The sequence below is a fragment of the Subdoligranulum variabile genome, assembly GCF_025152575.1.
GTDB classification, from domain to species: Bacteria; Bacillota; Clostridia; order Oscillospirales; family Ruminococcaceae; genus Gemmiger; species Gemmiger variabilis.
In genome coordinates this window covers 1,889,111-1,911,201 of sequence record NZ_CP102293.1, presented here as the reverse complement: position 1 = coordinate 1,911,201, position 22,091 = coordinate 1,889,111, and the positions used below count along the sequence as shown (strand labels likewise).

The following is a 22,091-nucleotide window of genomic DNA, read 5'->3' as shown; positions in this document are numbered from 1 at the left end:
CTCCTTGTGTTCAGATACAGCACAAACGAAGGACAGCGGGGGCCCTTCGTTTGTGCGCCGGGAATCCCGGCTTACTTGTTCTTTTCCTTGAAGTAGGCGAAGACGCTCTGCAGGACGATGAAGAAGCAGAGCAGGGCCGCGGTGAGGATGTTGGGCCAGGAGCTGGCCAGCTTGCCGTTGGCCTTGACGATGGTGGAGATGGTACCGGTGATGAGCACGCCGAAGAAGGAACCGATGACGTTGCCCACGCCGCCGGTGAGCAGCGTACCGCCGATAACCGACGAAGCGATGGCGTCCATCTCCATGCCGGTGGCCTGGCTGACGCTGGCCGAGGTGGTGTTCAGGCAGTAGCAGATGCCGCCGATGGAGCACAGGAAGGAGCAGAGCACATGGGCTTTCATGCGGGTACGCTTGACATCCAGGCCCATCATGGCGGCGGACTGTTCGCTGCCGCCCACAGCGTAGAGGGAGCGGCCGAAGCGGGTGTAGCGCAGCAGCAGGAAGACCACCACCAGCACGAGCATGGCCACCACCACGCCGATGCGGATGTAGGGCATGACCATCTTGCCGGCCTTGTTCATCACGCCGCCGAAGGGCAGGTAGATGCGGTAGTTGGCCCAGTTGTAGAAGATCTCACTCACATCCTGGGTGATGGAGAGCTGGTTGGTAGAAATGACGGCGGTCATACCGCGGGCAAAGAACATGCCCGCCATGGTGACGATGAAGGGCTGGATGCGCAGATAGCCCACGCAGAAGCCCTGCACCATGCCGAAGACCACGCCCACCACCAGGACGATGAGGCACATGAGCCAGGCGTTGATCTTCCATTCCCCCATGCCGTAGGCCAGGAGCATGCAGTCCAGGGCCACCAGGGAGCCCACCGAGATGTCGATGCCGCCGGTGAGCATGACGCAGGTCATGCCGCAGGCCACGCAGATGAGGCCGGCGTTGTTGATGAAAAGGTTCAAAAAGGTCTGCAGGTTGGTGAAGCCTTTGCTGGCATACACGATGCAGCCGGCCGCGTAGAGCACGATGAACAGGCCGATGGTGATGAAGAGCAACAGGGTGTTGCTGTTGATGGATTTCTTTTTCAGTGCGGTTTTCATACGCGGACAGCCTCCTTTTTCGCGGCGCGCCGGGCGCTGAGTTTGCGCAGCGCATCCCGCACGGGCGGGGCCTGGATGGCCACGATGACGATGACGATCACAGCCTTGAACACCGGGTTGACGGCGGTGGAGACGCCCAGGTTGTACATCGTGGTGGTGATGGCCTGGATGGTGTAGGCGCCGATGATGGAGCCGGCCAGGTTAAACCGGCCGCCGCCCAGGCTGTTGCCGCCCAGGGCCACCGCCAGGATGGCGTCCAGTTCCATGTCCAGGCCGATGTTGTTGGAGTCGGCGCTGGTGATGCGGGAGGAGGCCACGATACCGGCGATGCCGGCGCAGAGGCCGCAGAGCAGGTAGCACAGGAAGATGATCCGCCGGGAGTTCAGACCGGCGATGCGGGAGGCCTTCTTGTTGATGCCCACAGCCTGGATGTACATGCCCATGGCGGTGGTCTTCAGCAGGATGGCGGCCACGGCCACGCAGATGGCCGCGATGAGGATGGGCGTGGGGAAGGGTCCGATGTAGCCGCCCAGGATGCCGTATTCCGGCACGCGGATGTAGACGATGAGGTTGTTGCAGAGCAGCAGGCCGATGGCGCGGGCGGCCGACCAGAGGATCAGGGTGGCCACCATGGGCTGGATGTTCAGCCCGGCCACCAGGAAGCCGTTGAAAGCGCCGCACAGGCAGCCCATGACCAGGGCGCCCAGCAGGCCGACGATCATCGGCATGGCGAACTCATCCGCCGAGGAGACCGAGGACACGCCGAAACCGGCGATGAGCATGCAGCAGAAGGAAGCGCAGAGCGACATGACCGAGCCCACCGAGATATCGGTACCGGCGGAGGCCGAGACCACCAGCGTCATGCCGATGGAGAGGATGGCCACCTCGCTGCCGCGGTTGAGGATGGTGATCAGACGGCCCTGGAGCATGCCGTTGGTCATGGCGATGTGGAAGAAGTTGAAGGCATTGTTGCCCTGGGAAATATCGTAGACGATGTTTACCGCCAGCACCAGCAGTACGCAGACAAGAGGCAGAAACAGCTGGTAGCTCGTCAGTTTTTTAAGCTTTTTGGTCATTGTTCGCACCTCCTGCGATGGCTGCCATCACACGTTCCTGGGTCAGATCGCCGTCCAGCTCGCCCACCATGGCGCCGTCCCGCAGCACGGCCATCCGGTTGCAGGTGCGCAGCATCTCCTCGATCTCGGAGGAGATGAACATGACGCTCTTGCCCTGGGCGGCCAGATCCACAATGAGCTTCTGGATCTCGGTCTTGGTGCCCACGTCGATGCCGCGGGTGGGTTCATCCAGGATCAGGAAATCGGGGTCGGTGGCCAGCCACCGGGCCAGGATGGCCTTCTGCTGGTTGCCGCCCGAAAGCTGCTTGATGGGGGTCTCCCGGCTGGCGGTCTTGATCTGCAGCAGATCGATGTACCGGTCGGCGATCTCCTCCTGCTTGGCCCGGGGCAGCTGACGGAACATGCCCCGCTTGGCCTGCAGCGCCAGGATGATGTTCTCCCGCACCGACAGATCGCCGATGATGCCCTCGGCCTTGCGGTCGTCGGGCAGCAGGCCCATGCCCAGGTTCATGGCGTCCAGGGGCTGCTTGATGTGGGCTTCCTTGCCGGCCACCTCCAGCTTGCCGGTCTGGGCGCGGTCGGCACCGTAGATGGTGCGGGCCAGTTCACTGCGGCCGGAACCCAGCAGGCCGGTGAGGCCGATGACCTCGCCCTTGCGGATGTTCAGGTTGAAGGGTTTGATGGTGCCCTTGTGGCTCAGGCCCTCGGCCTGGATCTCCATGGGGGCGTTCTCGTCAAAATGGAAGCCTTCCGGCTTGATGTCGGCCAGGTCGTCGAAGTCCTTGCCCATCATGGCCGCCACCAGCTTGACCCGGGGCAGCTCGGACACCGGCCACTCCCCTACCAGGGTGCCGTCCCGCAGCACCGTGATGCGGTCGCAGACGGCGTAGACCTGCTCCAGGAAGTGGGTGACGAAGATGATGCCCACGCCGTGCTCTTTCAGGCGGCGCATCATGGTGAAGAGCTTCTCCACCTCACTGTCGTCCAGGGAGGAGGTGGGCTCGTCCAGGATCAGCACCTTGCAGTCCATGTCCACCGCCCGGGCGATGGCGATCATCTGCTGGATGGCCAGGGAATAGTTTTCCAGGTTCTGGGTCACGTCGGCCTTGATGCCCAGCCGCTTGACCAGTTCGTCGGCCTTGCGGAACATCGCCCGCCGGTCGATGGTGTGGAACCGGGTCATGGGCTCCCGGCCGATGTAGAGATTCTCCGCCACGCTCAGGTTGGGGCAGAGGTTCACCTCCTGATACACCGTGGAGATGCCCACCTTCTGGGCGTCCAGGGTGGAGGTATTTTTCACGGGGCCCTCCACGCCGTCCACCCGGATCTCGCCGGCCTCAAAGTCGTTGATGCCGGTCAGACATTTGATCAGGGTGGATTTGCCCGCGCCGTTTTCCCCCATCAGCGCGTGGATCTCGCCCTTGCGCAGGGTAAAGTCTACTTTATCCAGCGCCTTGACGCCGGGAAAAGTCATGGTAATGCCCCGCATCGTCAAAACCACATTGTTTTCCATGTTTGTCACCTCGTCTGCCAATGAAAGGGGGAGGACCCCTGAGCGAAAAGGGGCCCTCCCTCGGGGATTCCGGATTGTGTTTTCTGTGTTACAGAACGGAACTTAGTAAGGACGGGCGTCCAACACATCCTGGGTCACATGGACCATTTCCTGCTGGGTGCCGTTGACGTTGATGGTGCTGACGATGTCCTCGGCTGCGAACCAGGACTCATCCATGTAGATCTCCTTTTCGGGGGTCTCGCCGGCCTGCAGCTGCTGGATGACCTGCTCCACGAAGGGAGCGGCCATGGGGTTGCACTCGAAGTTGGCAGTGATCTTGCCGTCCATGACCAGCTGGAGGGCGGGCTTGTTGGCGTCGAAGGAAACCAGGACCACGTCGCCGTCCACACCGTAGCTCACACCGGCGTTGTCCATGGCGGTCATGGCGCCGAAGGCTTCGTTATCGTTCTGGCAGATGACCACGTTGAACTGGCCCGCATAGCTCTGGCAGAAGCTCTCCATGACTTCCTGACCGCCGGCCTCGGTGAAGTCGCCGCTCTGGGAATCCAGGATGGTCCAGCCGTACTTGTCGGCGATCTCCTTGAAGCCGTCGGTACGGCCGATGGTGGCGGAGGCACCGGTGGAGCCTTCGATGACCAGGGCGTTGATCTCGCCCATGCCCTTGGCGTCGGCGTAGGCTTTCAGCCATTCGCCGCAGGCCAGGCCCTCATCCTTGAAGTTGGAGCCGACCCAGGATACGTACTTGTCGGAGTCGTCGATGGTACGGTCGATGACGATGACCGGGATGCCGGCATCCTCACATTCGGTCAGGACGGTGTCCCAGCCGGTGGAGACGATGGGGTCGATGATGATGTAGTCCACATCCTGCTGGATGAAGCCGCGGACGGCCTCCAGCTGGGCGGCGGAGTCGTTGTCGCAGTCCACGAAGGACAGCTCGTAGCCGTTGGCCTCGGAGAAGACATCCTGGGCGGACTTGGTGGACGCGGTGCGCCAGTCGGATTCATGGCCCACCTGGGCGAAGCCGATGCTGATCAGATCGCCGGAACCCGCGTCGGCGGTGTCGGTGGTCTCTGCCGTGGCGGCGGAAGAGATGTCCGCCGCTTCACTGGTCTGCTCGGTGGAGGCGGTGCCGCCGCCGCAGGCCGCCAGGCTCAGGACCATGGATGCGGCCAGAACCGCGCTGAGATACTTTTTCATGTGTGTGACCTCCAATTCTTTTCTTGCATTTTGCCGGCGGGAACCCGTTTCCCACACCGGACCGGATTTGCTTTCGGTGCCCCCATTAAACGGCATTTCGGGGAGAAAGTCAATACGAAAACGGTCGAATTGCACGGATTCGGGACGTTGAACAATACAAATATTATGCAATATGCTGCATCGGATACAAATTCGACAGGTTCGGCCCCGGAACGGTTTGTTTTTCTACGATTTGTCCCGCCTTTGGTTGAAAATTCTACGATGGGCGGCGCCGGCAGGCGGTTCTATCCCCCTTTGCAAATTGACCGTCCCTCACCGAAAACGGGAAAATTTCCGGGCAGGCGGCAAAAATGTCATAAAATATTCACCCTTCCGGCGGGGATGTACGTACAAATCGGTGGAATTTTATGGCAAGGTGTACCAAACTCGATAGGAAATCCCACCCTTTTGTTGTACAAACCGCACCGGGATGTTGGTATAATGAGGACAACCAACATACAACCTGCGGAAAGGAGGTGGGCGGATGGCCGCCAAATACCAGACCCTGGCCGAGACCCTGCGCCAGGAACTGCTGCACCAGGGACAACACGGTTACAAGCTGCCCACCGAGCAGGAACTGTCGGAACGGTACGGGCTGAGCCGCCAGACGGTGCGCCACGCCCTGCAGATGCTGGAGCAGGAAGGGCTGATCCAGCGGCGGCAGGGCAGCGGCAGTTTTTCCACCGGGCGGGGCGGCAGCACCTCCCGGCAGGTGGCGGTGGTAGCCACCTTTCTGGACGACTACATCTTCCCCACCATCCTCCACGACGCCCAGAGCGTCTTTGCCCGGGAGGGCTATTCCACCCTGGTCTACGCCACCGAGAACGAGGTGAGCACCGAGCGGGACATCCTGCAGCAGCTGCTCAGCCAGCCGGTGGCGGGCATCCTGGTGGAGGGAGCCAAGACCGCCCTGCCCAATCCCAACCTGCAGCTCTACCGCCAGCTGCGGGACAGCGGCGTGCCCCTGCTGTTCCTCCACGGGGCCTGCGCCGAGCTGAAAGGGGTGCCCTGCATCTCGGACGACAACTATTCCGGGGGCTACCTGCTGGCCCGGCACCTGCTGGACAAGGGCCACCGCAGCATTGCGGGCATCTTCAAGAGCGACGACCTCCAGGGGCCCCAGCGCTACCACGGGTGTGTGTCGGCCATCCGGGACGCCGGGCTGCCCCTGCGGGACCGGAGCTTCCTGTGGTACGACACCCAGGACCGGCTGGAGATGGTCAACCTCAACGACATCAGCCTGCTGCGCCGGTTCCTCGACGTGCGGCTGGACAAATCCACCGCGGTGATCTGCTACAACGACGAGATCGCCTTCCTGCTCATCCGGGAGCTGCTGGCCCGGGGGGTGCGCGTGCCCCAGGACGTGGCGGTGGTGAGCTTTGACAACAGCTATTACAGCCAGATCAGCCAGGTGCCCATCACCTCGCTGCGCCATCCGGTGCCGCGGATGGGTCAGGTGGCCGCCGAACAGCTGCTCCGGATGCTCCAGGGCGAATCCGGCCATTCCCGGGCCCTGCCCTGGGAACTGGTGGAGCGCGCCAGCGGCTGAACCTTCCCTACAGAAAAAACCCGTGCCTGCCCAGAGGGCAGACACGGGTTTTCTGTTGCAGATTCTGTATCAGTAGGTGCGGCCGGCCAGCAGGCTCTCGGTGACCTGACTTGGAGTGAAGGTCTTTTCCTCCACATACTGCTGCCGGGGCAGGGTGCCCCCCTGCTCCAGCGTCCGGATGGCCTGCTCCACCAGCGGGCCCAGCAGCGGATTGCACTCCACCTCCAGGGCGATCTTGCCCTGGGCGCAGAGTTCCAGCCCGCTGGTGGTGGCGTCAAAGGAGATCACCGTCACCCCCTCCGGCCCGCAGGGATAGCCGTTTTCCTCCAGCGCCTGGATGGTGCCAAAGGCTTCGTTGTCGTTCTCACAGTAGACCACGTCGATGGGCACCGGCTCCGGCTGTCCGGCCAGGAATTCATTCACCACCTCGTAGGCCTTGGCCTGGGTGAAATCCCCGTCCAGCCGGGTGAGCAGCGTCCAGTCGGGATGGCGGCCCAGCGCCTCCTCCAGGGCGTCGGAACGGCCCTGCTGGGCGCTGGAATCCATGGTGCCCCGGATGTGCATGATGGAGAGGGGCTTTCCCTCGGGGGTGCGCTGCTCCAGCCAGTCCATGGCGGTGCGTCCCTCCTGGAGGAAGTCCGAACCGATGTGGGTGGCGTAGAGCGTCTCGTCCTCCACATCCACCATGCGGTCCACCAGGATCACCGGGATCCCGGCCTCCCGGGCTTCCTGCAGCACCGACTCCCAGCCCGTCTCGGTGATGGGCATGAGCACAATATAGTCCACCTGCTGCTGGATAAACCGCCGGATGGCCCGGAACTGGTTCTCCTGCTTTTGCTGGGCGTCCTCAAAATAGAGCTGGTAGCCGTTTTCCTCGGTGAAGGTGCCCTTGATGGACTCGGAATTGGCCACCCGCCAGTCGGACTCCGCCCCGATCTGGCAGACGCCCACACTGATCAGGTCGGTGTCGGGTTCTTCGCTCACAGGCGCCCGACTACACCCCGACAGCAGCAAGACCGCCGCTGTCAGCAGGGACAGGATGCGTTTCACCGGTTTCCTCCTTCTCTGTCTGGCGGGGGATGCGCACAAACACCGTGGTGCCTACCCCCTCCCGGCTGTGGATGGTCAGACCGTACCCCGGCCCGAACAGCAGCCGCAGCCGCTCGTGGATGGTGGACAGGCCAAAGCCTACCCGCTCTCCGTTTTCCATACTGCGGATCAGCTGCTGCAGCCGCTCCTCCGACATGCCTGCGCCGTCATCGGTGACCTGCAGCACCAGGTCCTCCCCCTCCTGCTTGCCCAGAATGTAGATGTGCCCCATGCCGCGCTTCATCTTGATGCCGTGATACAGGGCGTTCTCCACCAGCGGCTGCAGGGTCAGCTTGGGGATGCGCACCGCCCCGAACTTGTCGGGCAGATCGATGGTGTAGCGCAGGATGTCGGCGTAGCGCGCCTGCTGGATCTGCAGGTAGCTGCGCACATGGCTTTCCTCCTCCGCCAGGGTGATGATGTCCTTGCCCTTGCTCAGGGAATGGCGGAAGAAGTTGGACAGATCCGACACCATCTGGGTGGCCTCCTGACTTTTGCCCGCCTCGATGAGCCAGATGATGGTGTCCATCGTGTTGTAGAGGAAATGGGGGTTGATCTGGGCCTGGAGCAGCGCCAGCTCCATGCGGCGCAGGGTGGCCTGTTTCTGGGTGGCTTCCTCCAGCAAAGTGTGCAGCCGCCCGGCCATCTCCTCCACGCCCTCACTGAGGGTGCGCAGCTCCCGGATGTCCGAGGCCACCGGCTCATGCCGCTGCAGATCGCCGTTGCCGATCTGCTCCATGCGGGTGCACAGCGCCGTGATGGGCCCGGTGACCGACCGCCCGATGCGCAGCGTCCGCCGCATGAGGAACGCCAGCAGCGCCGCCGTGCCGAGGATGAGCAGCACCAGTTCGGTGGCCAGCCGCAGCTGCATGTCGTGCTGCAGGGCGTTGAGCTGGACGGCCTCGTAGTACAGGTAGTTGTACATGTACTCCTGGATCAGGCTGGTGATGACGTTGATGTTGTTCTCCAGCTGGGCCTGCCGTTCATCGTAGGACTCGGTGTCCCGGATCTGGTAGATCTTTTCCTCCAGGTTCTCGCAGAGGTGCAGCACGCTGCTGATGGCCAGCCGGCTCTCCCGCTGGGTGGTGGTGTTCAGCAGTTCCCGGGCCAGCTGCTGGGCGTCCTGCACCTCGTCCAGGGGCAGTCCCTCGGAATACCGGCTGCCGATGACATAATAGTACATCTTCTGGTCGATGTTGGTCTTGAAGTCCTGGTTGAACTCCGACGCCGTGGTCACATTGTGCAGCAGCTCGTTGTACCGCATGGTGTGGGCGGCCAGCAGCACCAGGATGGTCGCCACCACCGCGATGACCGATACCACCACCGGCAGCACCAGCCGGTTGACGGTCTGCTGGATGGGAGCCGGCCCGGAACGGAAACCTTTCATGCCTTGCCACCTCCCGTGCGGTAGTCCCGGGGGGTGCAGCCCTGGGTCTTCTTGAACAGGAAGCTGAAATAGTGGGGATCCCGGTAGCCCACCGCAAAGGCCACCTCCCCGGAGCGCTTGCCGGTGGTGCGCAGCAGTTCCTTGGCCTTCTCCATCCGTTTGCCTGTGACGTACTCGGTGAAGGTCATGCCCATCTCCTGGCTGAACACCGCCGAGAGATAGTTGGCACTGACACTGATCTCCCGCGCCACCTGGTTGAGGGAGAGACTCTCGTCGGTGTAGTGTTCCTCCAGATAGAGCACCGCCTGCCGGAAAAGGCTGCGGCCCTGGCGGCTGGAGGCGTTGTCCCGCAGATGCAGCGCCTGGAGCAGGATCTGCAGCAGGCAGGCCCGCAGCGTCTGGGGCGAAACCGCCTGGCGCAGCAGCTGCCAGTCCTCCAGGCCGTCGGCCAGCTGGGCCGGGTCGCCGCCCAGTTCCTGCAGGAAGCCGGCGGCGCAGAAGTAAGCCCCCAGCGCCAGATACTGCCGCAGTGCCGGGGAATCCAGCGCGCTGCCCACGTTGCGCAGGTACTGCTCCACAAAGCTCTCGGCCTCGTTGGCGTCGGCGGATTCCAGAAAGCTGCGCAGGATGGAGGGGTCCATTTTGGCGGGGTCCAGCGCCGCCAGATCGCCGCCGCTCTCCTGCCCGCCCAGAAAGGCGGTGGTCTCCTCGGTCAGAATGTGCTGCTTGGGCAGAAGGTGCCGGTAGGCCCACAGCCGGGACAGCGTCTCGAAACAGCCGGGCAGCGCGCTGAGCCGGGTCACCGCGGGGGAAACCGCCACGTACCAGTCGGGCACCGAACTCTCCGCCGCGTAGACCTGCTGCACCAGGTCCACCGTCCGCCGGGTCCAGCTGTGGATGCGGTCGGCGGAACTCATGATGAGCACCAGATAGGTGTTCAGCCGCCAGTGGAGCAGCAGATATTCGGGGTACTTCAGAAAGTTGGTCATCAGGGCGTCCCGGATGCGCAGATTCGCCTCGGAAAACTGCTTCTCCCGCAGGGGACTGTCCGACGGGGTGGAGAAAAAGGCCAGGGCGTAGCTCTCGGCCCGCACATCCAGCTCCAGCCGCTGGGCCTGCTCGTAGATCTGGGGCACGCTCAGCGCCCCCGCCACCACCTGCTCCATGAACTGCAGCCGGGCGTACTGCTCATACTCCTGGGCTTCCAGACGGAACCGTTTGAGGTAGTTTTCCTGCTCGGTCTCGCTCTCGATCTTCTCCTTGACCTCGGTGAGCACCTGGGTCAGCGTGCTCTTGGTCACCGGCTTGAGCAGATACCGCTCCACCCCCAGGTCGATGGCCTTGCGGGCATAGTCGAAGTCGTCATATCCCGACAGGATGATGATCTTGGTGTGGGGAAATTCCTGCAGCACCAGCTTGCTCAGCTCCAGCCCGTCCATGAAGGGCATCCGGATGTCGGTGATCAGCACATCGGGCTTCACCTGCCGCAGCAGGGGCAGCGCCATCTCGCCGTCCCCGGCCTCCCCCACGAACTCATACCCCACCTGATTCCAGGGCACCGTGTCCCGCAGGGTTTCCCGGATCGTGCTCTCGTCCTCTACCAAAAAGACCCGCAACATAGCCTAATCCTTCCCGCTGCCGCCGCAGCGCACACCGCCGTCCCCCGCCGCAAAATAGAACGTACGGTCATAAAAATTTTCTCATCCAAAAAAGTTTCTTTCGGGCCGATTATAGGGCAAATGCCGCGGCCTGTCAAGATGGCGGGGCGGGAGGATACCGGCGGTATCCATGGCCAGGGGCCTCCGTTGCCGCAGCAAAAAGGCAAGGGGCTCCTCCCTCTTCGGGAGAAGCCGCCTTGCCTTTTTCTTACGGATTTTCCTGGGGCGTCCTTGTCCTTACCACGCCAGGTAGGCCCCTTTCATGGGGCTGGCCGCGTGTTCGCTGAAGAGGCGCAGCACGCCGCTCTTGTATTTGCGGGGTTTGGGTGTCCACTTTGCGCGGCGCCGGGCCAGCACGGCATCGATCTCCTCGGGGGTCTTGCGCTCCCCGGCGATCCCCACGATGGCCAGTTTGCGGCCGGGGATGTCGATCTCGATGAGGTCCCCCTCCTCCACCAGGGCGATGGGGCCGCCGGCCTGGGCTTCGGGGCTGCAGTGGCCGATGACCGGTCCGGTGGACGCGCCGGAGAACCGGCCGTCGGTGATCAGGGCGATGCTGCGGCCCAGCTCGGCGTCGGAGCTGATGGCCTCGCTGGTGTAGAACATCTCGGGCATACCGCTGCCCTGGGGGCCCTCATACCGGATGAACACCGCGTCGCCCTTCTGGACCTTGTGGTGCAGCACCGCGTCCAGGCACGCTTCCTCGCTGTCGAAGGGGCGGGCCCGGAGCACGGCGTGGAACATCTCCTTGGGGCAGGCCGTATGCTTGATGACGGCGCCCTCGGGGGCCAGGTTTCCCTTGAGCACCGCGATGGAGCCGTCGGTGCCGATGGGGTCGGAGGCCGGGCGAATGATGTCCGCCCGGGTCAGATGCAGCCCACACCGGGCGTTGGCCTCGTCCAGCAGCTGCTGGCAGTGCTCGTAGAAGCCGTTTGCTTTCAGTTCGGCCAGGTTCTCCCCCAGCGTCTTGCCGGTGACGGTCATCGCGTCCAGGTGCAGTACCTCCCGGATCTCCTCCATGATGGCGGGCACGCCGCCGGCATAGTAGAAGAACTCGGCGGGCCAGCGGCCTGCGGGACGGATGTCCAGCAGATATTTGGCCCCGCGGTGCAGCCGGTCGAAGGTATCGCCGTCGATCTCGATGCCGAATTCATGGGCGATGGCCGGCAGGTGGAGCAGAGCGTTGGTGGAGCCCGAGATGGCCGCGTGGACCAGGATGGCGTTCTCGAAGCTGTCCATCGTCACAATGTCACTGGGACGCAGTCCCTGCCGGGCCAGGGCCACCGCCTGACGGCCCGCACGGCGGGCGTAGTCTTCCAGGTCGGGGCTGGTGGCGGGCAGCAGGGCGCTGCCGGGCAGCGTCAGGCCCAGGGCCTCGGCCATGATCTGCATGGTGGAAGCCGTACCGATGAAGCTGCAGGCGCCGCAGCTGGGGCAGGCGTTCTGCTTGGCCCAGTTCAGCTTGGACTCGTCGATCTCGCCGCGCTCGTACTTGGCGCTGTACATGCCCAGCTGCTCCAGGGTGAGCAGCTCGGGGCCGGCCGCCATGGTGCCGCCGGTGACCACCACCGCCGGGGTGTTCACCCGGGCCAGCCCCATCAGGTTGGCGGGCATGCCCTTGTCGCAGCTGGCGATATAGACCGCCCCGTCAAAAGGGGTGGCGTTGGCATGGATTTCGATCATGTTGGCGATCATTTCCCGGCTGGCCAGGCTGAAATTGATGCCGTCGGTGCCCTGGCTTTCGCCGTCACAGATGTCGGTGCAGAAATACCGGGCTCCGTGGCCGCCGGCTTCCGCGGCGCCCTGGCAGGCGGCCGCCACCAGCTTGTCCAGATGGCCGCTGCCGGGATGGCTGTCGCCGAAGGTGCTTTCCACCAGGATCTGGGGTTTGGCCAGATCCTCGGGGTTCCAGCCGGTGCCCAGCCGCAGGGGATCCAGTTCCGGGGCCAGGGTGCGCATTTTCTGGCTGATCAGTTCCATTTGCTTTTCCTCCTTATATAGGGACACACCGATGCCGCCGCAGGGCATACAGGCTCTGCGGCGGCAAAAAATCAGTGCAGTTCGGGCCAGTAATCCTTGTTGGCCTCGATCAGGTCATCCAGGATCTCCTTGGCCACCTTGGCGCTGGGCACGGTCTTGCTCAGCGTCAGGGCCTGCCAGAGTTTCTGGTAGCTGTGCTCGCAGTAGGCCTGCACCACCAGTTTCTCCACCGCCACCTGCTGCTGCATCATACCCAGCTGGAAGGTCGGGATCTCGCCCTGGCACATCGGCTCGGGGCCGTCATTGCCCACCAGGCAGGGCACCTCCACCATGGCGTGGGGATCAAAGTTTTCGATGGCACCCTTGTTCTCCACGATGCAGAGCATCCGCTCGTGGGTGTTGTAGGCAATGGCGCGGGCCAGGTCCACGATGAAGGACGCATGGTTGTCGATCTCGAACTCATCCCCCTTGAATTCTCCGGCGGCGATGATGCTGCGCGCCGCACCGAAGACCTTCTTTTCCCGGCCGTTGATGACCTCGTTGGCGCGGGTGTAGTTGGGGTCGGAGTGCTCCACCACATAGTCGGGGTAGAGGTAGTATTTCAGGTAGGTGTTGGGCAGGCAGTCCGGCGTGACGGCCAGCAGATCCGCTGCCTTTTTGTGCGTGGCCTGCCAGCTTTCGTCCATGTGCTGGGTCTCGATGGCTTTCTGGGTCAGATAGCCGTTCTTGCTCACATAGTCGATGAGCTGGGGGGTGTAGTCGGTGCCGTCTTTGCCTTTGACGCTGGTCCACCAGCCGAAATGGTTCAGGCCGTAGTACCGTACATCCAGCTCCTTAGGGGTCTTGCCCACGATGTAGCTCATGCGGCGCAGCGTGCCCACCGGCATGTCGCAGATGTTGATGATCCTGGCATGGGGACGCAGCACACGGCAGGCCTCCGCCACGATGGACGCCGGGTTGGAATAGTTCAGCATCCAGCAGTTGGGGCTGTACTGTTCCATGTAGTCGATGAGCTGCATGATGTCGGGGATGCTGCGCAGGCCGTAGGCGATGCCGCCGGGGCCGCAGGTCTCCTGGCCCACCACGCCGTGCTGCAGGGGGATCTTTTCATCCTTCTCGCGCATGGGGTAGCCGCCGCTGCGGATATGGGCCATGCAGAAGTCCACATCGGTGAAGGCCACCGCCGGGTCGGTGGTGTAGGAGAACGCCACCTGAGGTGCCTTCTTTTTCAGGGCGATGCCCACAGCCTCGGCGATGATCTTCTGCCGTTCGGGGTCGTTATCGTACAGTTTCAGGCTTCGGATGGGGAAGCGGTCGAGACTGTCCATGAGCATCATGACGATGCCGGGCGTATAGGTACTGCCGCCGCCCGCAATGACTACAGAAAATTCTTTCATGATAAACTCCTTTCTCAGTCGGTTTCCTGAATGCCCAGTTCCTCGTCCACGGCCTTGCGCACAGCGTTGACCTGCAGGCCGTAGACGACCTGCACGTTCTTGCCCTTGCGCACAATGGCGGTGGCACCGGTCTGGTTTTTCAGCTTATCCTCGTCCACCAGGTCGGGGTTGACAAGTTCGGTGCGCAGACGGGTGTAGCAGTTGGTGACTTTCAGGATGTTGTCCTTGCCGCCCAGACCTTCCACCACGACGGCGCCGTCCACCTGGGCAGCGGCCTTGGCCGGCGCAGCAGCGGTGCTGTCCGCCGCGACCTTGGCCTTGTACTCCGCCTTGGAGTGGAGCTTCATCTCCATGCCTTCGCTCTCGCGGCCCAGGGTATGGAGGTTCAGTTTGACGATGAGGAAGCGGAAGATCACGTAGTACAGCGCGAAGTAGAGCACACCCACCAGGATGTACAGAGGCCAGCGGGTCTTTTCAAAGCCCAGGGGCACGTTGTACAGCAGGAAGTCGATAAAACCGTTGGGGCCGATGGCGCGGCAGCCGATGAGGTTGAGGATCACGAAGCTGGAACCGGCCAGCACGGCATGGACCACGAAGAGGATGGGGGCCACAAACAGGAAGCTGAATTCGATGGGCTCGGTAACACCGGCAATGAAGGAGGTGGTAGCCGCCGCAATGAGCATGGCCTTGATCTTGCCGCGGTTTTCCGGGCGGGCGGTGTGGTACATGGCCAGGCAGGCGCCGATGAGGCCGAACATCTTGGAGATGCCGCGGGCGTCCCAGATGACCGACTGGCTCAGCACCTTGATGCTCTCATCGGCAATTTCGGCGTAGTAGATGTTGCGGGCGCCCTCGTAGACCTGACCCGCGATGGTCTCCACGCCGCCCAGCGAGGTGTACAGGAAGGGGGTGTAGACCAGGTGATGCAGACCGGTGGGGATCAGCAGACGTTCCAGCATGCCGTAGATGAACAGACCGAAGTTGCCGGTGGTCTGGATGAAGCCGCCCAGCGCATTGATGCCGGCCTGGGCAAAGGGCCACAGGTAGGTCATGACCACGGCGAAGACCACCATGATGGGGATCAGCACGATGAAGACGAAGCGGGTGCCGCCATAGATCTGGAAAGCGTTGTTGAACTCGGTCTCACAGAAGCGGTTGTGGATGATGGCCACGATGATGCCCAGCATCAATCCCAGGAAGACGCCCATGTCCAGCACCTGGACGCCCAGCACCAGCGCCTGGCCGGTGCCGCTCAGGCTGCCTTCCACCAGCATGCCCTGCAGGCCCATGAACTTGTTCATGGCGTTGATGAAGACGAGGAAAGCCAGCAGGGAGATGAAACCGGCCTCACTCTTTTTCTTGTTGGCCAGGCCCACAGCCAGACCCACGCAGAAGATGACGCCCAGGTTGGTCAGGATGGCGTTGAGGGAACCGGAGAGCAGCGTGCCGAACCCGATGGTGACAGGGTTGTTCAGGAAGGGCAGCACCGCCTGCAGGCGGGTGTTGGTGAAGAGGTTGCCCACCGCGATCAGGATACCGGCGATGGGCAGGATCAGCACGGGGATAAACATGGCCTTGGAAAACTTTTGCAGGCCATCCATTATTTTTTCTTTCATGTTTTTCTCCTTTTGCACACCGTATAGAGATTGCTTTGCGGGTGCGTCCACCCATCCGCGACGCTCACGGCCGTATCGCTGAATTCACTATGCCACAAAAAAAACGCACTGTAAACCATTTTGGGAACACAAAAAACGGGTTACCGTGATTGATAACCCGTTACCTGTTTTTTTGACTTTTTTTACAATTCTGTGCCGCTCTCATTTTGCGAAATGCACAAACGATGATACTCGTAGGCAATGAGTTCCGCCAGCATCAGTGCCTGGGGGAAAAACGTATTGGGCCGCACATTCTGGTCATCCAGTTTGCAGTAATCCTCCACCCGGAACCACAGGTCGGCGTACTGGCTGACACTGTTGGGCCGTTCCCCTGTGATGGCCACCGTGGGCACACCGTTTTCCCGGGCAGTCTTGATCTTGTCCCGCACCAGGGCCGTCTCACCGGATTTGGAAACGCAGAGGAACAGCCCCATACTGTCCAGGCTGTTTTCAAACATTCCCACCGAGTCTCCGCCGCCCGCAAACAGACACAGCCGCCCCATGTTGGTCAGCTTTTTGGCCAGATATTCCCCCACCAGGCCGGAAAATCCCGTTGCATATACAAAGATGAATTTCCCGTTCAACCCGGCGATGTGTTGGGCGCAGGCCTTGAGCTGGTCGTAGGCATTGTACGCCAGCAGGGAATCCAGATTGAACCCGTCCAGGAAATTCTGCGCCTCGCTGACCTGCTCGGTGTGTTCCTGGGTCAGCGTGCGCAGCTTATAGCACATATCCACAAAACCGGCATAACCCATCTTGTGGGACAGGCGCATGATCGTGGACGTGGAGGTGTAATTCTGGCGCGCAATGTCCCGCACGCCCTGGGCCAGCGCCACATCCAGGTGATCCAATATGTAGATCAGCACCTGCTGCTCCGCATCGGTCAGTTTTTTGCCCTGAACCATCTTCTTGATATCCACAGCGTTTTTCCCCCTGTTTTCCTTCTGGCGGGACAGGCATCCACGCCCGGTCCCGACTTACCATTTCTGTCCATTATATCCTTTGCGCCGCCCATTCGCAAGCACGGAACGGGGATGACCTGTGCCCTTCTCCTTTCTTGATTTTTGCGGGGCAAAGTGCTACCATCGTAGATAAGGAAAGCGCCTGCGGGCGCCCATATTTATAATATAGAAGGCGAACAGTATGGAAAGTATGAAGTACAGCGACACCGCATTCCCCGTGGCCCTGGATCCCCGCCAGATCGTGGCGGAAGTCCACGCCAACACGGTGGACCTGCCCAAGCGGACGGTGCGGGAGCACATCGAGTATGCCCTGGATCATCCCATCGGGGCGGGGCCTCTCTCGGAGGCTGTCCGGCCGGGGGACAAGGTCTGCATCATCATCTCGGACACCACCCGCCGCTGGCAGCAGCCCAGCACCTATCTGCCGGTGCTGGTGGAACGGCTCAACCAGGCGGGCATCCCCGACCGGGACATCCTCATCCTCTGCGCCACCGGCACCCACCGGCAGCAGACCGAGGAGGAGCACATCTCCCTGGTGGGGGAGGACCTCTACCGCCGCATCCGGTTCATCGACCACAACTGCGATGACAAGGAACACCTGACCTACATGGGCACCACCCGCCGGGGCACCCCGGTGTGGCTGGACAGCTACGCCATGGCCTGCGACAAGATCATCCTCACCGGCGGCGTGGTCTACCACTTCCTGGCCGGGTTCGGCGGCGGGCGAAAGTCCATCGTGCCGGGCATCGCGGGCCGGGAGACCATCAACACCAACCACAACAACGCCCTGAACCCGGGCCTGGGCAGCGGCTCCAACCCCAAGGCCTGCAACGGCAACATGACCGAGAGCAACCCCTTCCACAGCGACCTGGTGGAGTGCGCCGCCTTTGCCAAGCCCGCCTACCTGCTCAACGTCATCGTGGACGACAACTACCAGATCGTGGGCGCTTTCGCCGGGGACTGGCAGAAGGCCCACGCCGCTGCCGCCAAGGTGGTGGAACAGCTGGACGGCGTGCCCATTCCCCGCCGCACCCCGCTGGTGGTCTCCAGCGCGGGCGGCTACCCCAAGGACATCAACCTCTACCAGACCTCCAAGACCCTCTCCAACGCCCTGGCGGCGGTGGCCCCCGGCGGCACGATGATCCTGCTGTCCCAGTGCCGGGAGGGCTTCGGCGACCCCGACTGCGAGGCCCAGATCTGCAACTTTGACTCCATGGAAGCGCGGGAGAAAGCCCTGCGCGCCGACTTCTCCATCGGCGGCTTCGTGGGATTCCTCTTTGCCGAGACGGCGGAGCACTACCATCTGATCCTCGTCACCGACATCCCCGCAGAGCGGTTTGCCCATACCAAAATCCAGGTAGCCCGCACGCTGGACGAGGCCCTGGCCCTGGCAGCCCGGGCCAACGGCGGCAGCCTGGACGGGGTGGAGACCACCCTCATGCCCCACGGCGGCAGCACCTTCCCCCTGCCCCAGGCGTAAGGGCCCCCACAAGAGAGGAGCATCTATGGAAGAACCTTTTTACACCTACGACGAATTTCCCGAGAACCTGTCCGCCGAAGCGGGCATGAAGGTCATCTACGGCAAAGATGAAATGGGCATCACCTGCCGCCCCGATGTGGTCTACGCCGTGAAAGACGGCATGGAACTCCATCTGCGCGCCATGCTGCCCACCGTTCTGAATGCCAGCCGCCGGTATCCCACGATCTTTCATATCCAGGGTTCGGCCTGGCTGCAGCAGAACCTGAACTCCCATATGGGGGATTTCAGCCCCCTGGTCAAAGCCGGCTATGCGGTGATCCTCATCGAGTACCGCTATGCCCCCGCCCACCGGTTTCCCTGCCAGGTGGAGGACGGCAAAACCGCCGTCCGCTATGTGATGGACCATCTGGATGAATTTCCCGTGGACCCCCACAACCTGTTCCTCAGCGGGGACAGTTCCGGCGGCCACACGGCCATGATGATGGCAGCCACCTGGAACACCATGGAATTCGACGCCGAAAAGACGCCGCTGCCCGCCCTGAACGGCGGCATCGACCTCTACGGGTCGGTCAACTGCCTGACCATGAACGACGCGCCTTCCGCCTACGACCACATGGCCGCCCACTCGGCCGCCAGCAACTATCTGGGATTCTGCCCGCCGGACGATCCCGCAGAATGCCAGCGGCGGATGCCCTTTTTCTACATCCACGAGGACACCGTCCTGCCGCCCCTGCTGCTCATGCACGGCAGCAAGGACCGGACGGTCCCCTTCACCCAGAGCCTGGAACTGTACCGGCATCTGAAAGCCATGGGCAAAACCGCCGAATTCTATAAAGTGAAAAACGCCGACCATGGCGGGAACGTCTTCTATTGCCGGGCCACCCTGGAGGTCATTCTGGACTTTCTGAACCGTCACCTGGCATAACCCAAAACAGCAAGGCCCCTTTTGCCGGTTCCCGGCAAAGGGGGCCTTTTCCGCTGCCGCGCACCGGTGATTTTGTCACGGTACGCCGGGGGAAAATCCGGTATACTGTCCTCAGAACCACAGAAAAGCAACCCTCCCCTGCGGGGGAGCATCACCGGACAGGAGGCGACAGCATATGTTACGGGAACTCTGGAAAAAATGGCGGCGGCCCATCCTTTTCACCGCCGGCGGCGCACTGGTGGGGCTGGTCTACTACGCTCTGGTGGGGTGTCCCACCGGGAGCTGCGCCATCACCTCCAACCCCTTCAACACCATGGTCTATGCGGGGTTGATCGGGCTGCTGCTCTCGGGCAGTCTGGGAGGCTGCTGCTGCGGCGGCGGAAGCTGCCACACCAAACCGCCGGAATCCTGAACTACAAAACGCCGCAGGCTCCCTGCGGCGTTTTTCGGGTGGATGCCCGCATTTTATTCCCATCACACAGGAGGAAACCCATGCCCATGGAAGTATGGCAGGGGCTGCTGATCCCCTTTGCCGGGACAACACTCGGTGCAGCCTGCGTCTTTTTTATGCGAAATCACCTGAGAGAATCGGTCCAGCGCGCCCTGACCGGCTTTGCGGCGGGCGTCATGGTGGCGGCCTCCATCTGGAGCCTGCTGCTGCCCGCCATGGAGCAGTCGGCCGGCCTGGGGCCCTGGTCCTTTGTTCCCGCCGTGGCGGGGTTCTGGCTGGGCGTACTGTTCCTGCTGGGGCTGGACCAGCTCATCCCCCATCTCCACCAGCACAGCCCGGAGGCCGAAGGTCCCCGGAGCCAGCTGTCCCGGACCACCATGCTGACACTGGCCGTGGCGCTGCACAATATTCCGGAGGGCATGGCCATCGGCGCCATCTTCGCCGGGTGGCTGTACGGGGACAGCAGCATCACCCTGGCCGGGGCGCTGACCCTCTCCCTGGGGATCGCCATCCAGAATTTCCCCGAAGGCGCCATCATCTCCCTGCCCCTGCGGTCGGAGGGCCTTTCCAAACCCCGGGCCTTCCTCTACGGGGTGCTGTCCGGCGCGGTGGAACCGCTGGGCGCCCTGGTCACCATCCTGCTGGCGGGCATCATGGTCCCGGTGCTGCCCTACGCCCTCAGCTTTGCGGCCGGCGCCATGATCTATGTGGTGGTGGAGGAACTGATCCCGGAAATGTCCGCCGGCAAACATTCCAATCTGGGAACCCTTCTGTTTGCCGCCGGTTTCACCCTCATGATGACGCTGGACGTGGCGCTGGGCTGACACTATTTATTACATAGAATTATCGTCATATAACAATTCTTCATTTTATTTTATAGTTCCGCTGCGCTATAATCAGGATGCAAGCGAAAAAACATCCGGAAAGGAAGCGTTGGACTATGTACGATATTCTCATCATCGGCGCGGGCCCTGCGGGCATCAGCGCGGGCATCTATGCGGTCAGCCGCGGCAAGCGCACCCTGGTCCTGGAAAAAGCCCAGGTCGGCGGCATCATCGGCAAGGTTTCCACCGTCACCCACTACACCGCTCTCCAGCAGCAGGAAACCGGCGCCACCTTCGCCGCCCGCATGAAGGAGCAGGCGCTCCGGGCCGGTGTGGAGATCGTCCGCGCTGAGGTCACCCGGGTGAGCCTGACCGGAGAGGTCAAGTCGGTCACCACCGACCAGGGCGTCTACGAAGCCCGGCGGATCATTCTGGCCAACGGCGGCACGCCCCGGAAGCTGGGCATCCCCGGGGAGGCAGAGCTGGCCGGCAAGGGCATGGGGATGAACGCCGCCCGGGACGGTGCTGCCTATACCGGCAAGAACATCTATGTGGTGGGCGGTGCCGACGGCGCCGTGAAAGAGGCCCTGTATCTGGCTTCCTTTGCCAAGCATCTGACCATCATCCACTTCGAGGACCAGCTGGGCTGCATCGCCGAATTCCGCCAGAAGGTGGCCGCTGCCGGGAACATCTCCCTGCGGCTGGGCTCCCGCCTCCACGCCGTCTACGGGAAAGACCGGGTGGAGCGGCTGGAGATCGCCAGCGAACACGACGGCAGCCTGGAAGTCATCGAGGATCCCGGCTGCGGCATCTTCGTCTACGCCGGTGTGACCCCCAACACCGCCCTCTATCCGGAACTGACGCTGGTGGACAGCTACATCCCCACCAACGAAAAGATGGAGACCGCCATCCCCGGTGTCTATGCCGCCGGCGACATCCGGGTCAAACAGGTGCGCCAGGTGGCCACCGCCGTCTCCGACGGCGCCATCGCCGCCATCAACGCTGCGATGTAACGGTACAGTGTATAACAATCCCCCCGGATCTTTTCAAAAGATCCGGGGGGATTCTTCTTCAGGCGGTCTGCCGCTGCTCCACAAAGTTCACAATGGCCTCCACCGTCTGGGCCTGCTGTTCCTCCGCCGAGATCGTGGCAACGGCATCGCCCTTCTGCGGGCCGTAGTTGCCGAACTGGGCATGGTTGCCGCCCTGGATCTCCACCACGTTTTCGGTGTAGTCCAGTTTGTCCTCCACGCTCTGGTTCAGCGAGCCGTACACCGTCAGGGTATCGGCGGGCGGGTAGTCCCCATACATATAGGCCCCCAGCAGGATCAGCCCGTCGACCGACTCCGGGTGGTCGGCGGCAAACTGCGAGGCCATCGCCCCGCCCATGGAGTGCCCGGCGATATACCAGTGGCTGTACTGCGGGAACCGGGCCATCACATCCCCGGCGGCGTCCGCATCGAAGATGGCCATATGAAAGGGCATATCCACCAGAATGCAGGTCAGGCCGTTCTGCCGCAGTTTGTCCAGCAGCGGCAGGTAGGCTTCCGCCTCCACCTTGGCGCCCGGATAAAAGACCACCGCCGTGTCCCCCGGCACCGAGGGCGCCAGCACGGTGAGATTGTCCTCCACCGTGAGGCCGCTGCCGTTCTCCGCCACGGCCAGGGCCACGTCCTCCGCCCGGTAGTAGTCCGACACGTACCAGAAAAAGGCTCCCGCCAGCAGCACCACCACCGCCGCCAGGATGCCCAGTCCCCGCAAAAGCCGGGATTTTTTCGTTGTTTTTTCTTGTTTCATCCCTGT

18 protein-coding genes are annotated in these 22,091 nt (G+C 62.6%); 6 read left to right on the top strand and 12 right to left on the bottom strand.

What is annotated here, in order from left to right:
- Nucleotides 1-71: 71 nt before the first annotated feature.
- The 4 genes from NQ490_RS09080 to NQ490_RS09065 all read right to left on the bottom strand — a co-directional run bounded on the left by NQ490_RS09080 (nt 72) and on the right by NQ490_RS09065 (nt 4,892).
- Nucleotides 72-1,106: an ABC transporter permease subunit gene (locus NQ490_RS09080; protein WP_007048149.1), complete on the bottom strand. Its 1,035-nt coding sequence runs from the start codon at nt 1,104-1,106 to the stop codon at nt 72-74.
- Nucleotides 1,103-2,182: an ABC transporter permease gene (locus NQ490_RS09075; protein ID WP_007048150.1), complete on the bottom strand. Its 1,080-nt coding sequence runs from the start codon at nt 2,180-2,182 to the stop codon at nt 1,103-1,105. The genes NQ490_RS09080 and NQ490_RS09075 overlap by 4 nt, the downstream gene beginning before the upstream one ends.
- On the bottom strand, nt 2,166-3,695 hold the full coding sequence (locus NQ490_RS09070) for a sugar ABC transporter ATP-binding protein (protein ID WP_007048151.1): 1,530 nt from the start codon (nt 3,693-3,695) through the stop codon (nt 2,166-2,168). The genes NQ490_RS09075 and NQ490_RS09070 overlap by 17 nt, the downstream gene beginning before the upstream one ends.
- A gap of 102 nt (nt 3,696-3,797) precedes the next feature.
- Nucleotides 3,798-4,892 carry an ABC transporter substrate-binding protein gene (locus NQ490_RS09065; protein WP_040918446.1) on the bottom strand — a complete coding sequence of 365 codons (1,095 nt, stop codon included), beginning with the start codon at nt 4,890-4,892 and terminating at the stop codon, nt 3,798-3,800.
- Nucleotides 4,893-5,415: 523 nt separating this feature from the next.
- Between NQ490_RS09065 and NQ490_RS09055 the strand changes: the two genes are divergently transcribed.
- Nucleotides 5,416-6,480: a GntR family transcriptional regulator gene (locus NQ490_RS09055; RefSeq protein ID WP_007048155.1), complete on the top strand. Its 1,065-nt coding sequence runs from the start codon at nt 5,416-5,418 to the stop codon at nt 6,478-6,480.
- A 69-nt stretch (nt 6,481-6,549) separates the two neighbouring features.
- Here the strand turns inward: NQ490_RS09055 and NQ490_RS09050 are convergent, their stop codons facing one another.
- From NQ490_RS09050 to NQ490_RS09020, 7 genes are all read right to left on the bottom strand, one after another.
- Complete coding sequence (locus tag NQ490_RS09050) at nt 6,550-7,530, bottom strand: ABC transporter substrate-binding protein (RefSeq protein WP_040918449.1); 981 nt, start codon at nt 7,528-7,530, stop codon at nt 6,550-6,552.
- The gene (locus tag NQ490_RS09045; protein WP_007048157.1) at nt 7,475-8,956 is read right to left on the bottom strand and encodes a sensor histidine kinase; all 1,482 of its coding nucleotides are present in this window, start codon (nt 8,954-8,956) and stop codon (nt 7,475-7,477) included. The genes NQ490_RS09050 and NQ490_RS09045 overlap by 56 nt, the downstream gene beginning before the upstream one ends.
- Entirely contained in the window at nt 8,953-10,575 is a 1,623-nt protein-coding gene (locus NQ490_RS09040) for a response regulator (protein ID WP_007048158.1), read from the bottom strand. Before NQ490_RS09040 ends, NQ490_RS09045 begins: the two co-directional genes overlap by 4 nt.
- A gap of 276 nt (nt 10,576-10,851) precedes the next feature.
- Nucleotides 10,852-12,588, bottom strand: coding sequence for a dihydroxy-acid dehydratase (ilvD, locus tag NQ490_RS09035; protein ID WP_341271071.1), 1,737 nt, complete (start codon nt 12,586-12,588; stop codon nt 10,852-10,854).
- 77 nt (nt 12,589-12,665) lie between these two features.
- A complete protein-coding gene (locus NQ490_RS09030; protein ID WP_007048161.1) occupies nt 12,666-13,991 on the bottom strand; it encodes a 6-phospho-alpha-glucosidase in 1,326 nt (441 codons plus the stop codon).
- 14 nt (nt 13,992-14,005) lie between these two features.
- Nucleotides 14,006-15,607 (bottom strand): PTS transporter subunit EIIC, encoded by a 1,602-nt coding sequence (locus NQ490_RS09025; protein WP_040918453.1) that lies wholly within the window; start codon nt 15,605-15,607, stop codon nt 14,006-14,008.
- 182 nt (nt 15,608-15,789) lie between these two features.
- Entirely contained in the window at nt 15,790-16,566 is a 777-nt protein-coding gene (locus tag NQ490_RS09020; protein ID WP_007048163.1) for a MurR/RpiR family transcriptional regulator, read from the bottom strand.
- A 223-nt stretch (nt 16,567-16,789) separates the two neighbouring features.
- On the opposite strand from NQ490_RS09020, the gene NQ490_RS09015 reads away from it, so the two are divergent.
- The 5 genes from NQ490_RS09015 to NQ490_RS08995 all read left to right on the top strand — a co-directional run bounded on the left by NQ490_RS09015 (nt 16,790) and on the right by NQ490_RS08995 (nt 21,301).
- Nucleotides 16,790-18,088, top strand: coding sequence for a lactate racemase domain-containing protein (locus NQ490_RS09015; protein ID WP_007048164.1), 1,299 nt, complete (start codon nt 16,790-16,792; stop codon nt 18,086-18,088).
- A 25-nt stretch (nt 18,089-18,113) separates the two neighbouring features.
- Nucleotides 18,114-19,013 carry an alpha/beta hydrolase gene (locus NQ490_RS09010; RefSeq protein WP_007048165.1) on the top strand — a complete coding sequence of 300 codons (900 nt, stop codon included), beginning with the start codon at nt 18,114-18,116 and terminating at the stop codon, nt 19,011-19,013.
- 175 nt (nt 19,014-19,188) lie between these two features.
- A complete protein-coding gene (locus tag NQ490_RS09005; RefSeq protein WP_007048167.1) occupies nt 19,189-19,425 on the top strand; it encodes a hypothetical protein in 237 nt (78 codons plus the stop codon).
- 80 nt (nt 19,426-19,505) lie between these two features.
- Nucleotides 19,506-20,288: a ZIP family metal transporter gene (locus NQ490_RS09000; RefSeq protein WP_007048168.1), complete on the top strand. Its 783-nt coding sequence runs from the start codon at nt 19,506-19,508 to the stop codon at nt 20,286-20,288.
- Nucleotides 20,289-20,404: 116 nt separating this feature from the next.
- Nucleotides 20,405-21,301 (top strand): NAD(P)/FAD-dependent oxidoreductase, encoded by an 897-nt coding sequence (locus NQ490_RS08995; protein WP_040918456.1) that lies wholly within the window; start codon nt 20,405-20,407, stop codon nt 21,299-21,301.
- 58 nt (nt 21,302-21,359) lie between these two features.
- On the opposite strand, the gene NQ490_RS08990 is transcribed toward NQ490_RS08995, so the two are convergent.
- Entirely contained in the window at nt 21,360-22,085 is a 726-nt protein-coding gene (locus tag NQ490_RS08990) for an alpha/beta fold hydrolase (protein ID WP_007048170.1), read from the bottom strand.
- Nucleotides 22,086-22,091: the final 6 nt, after the last annotated feature.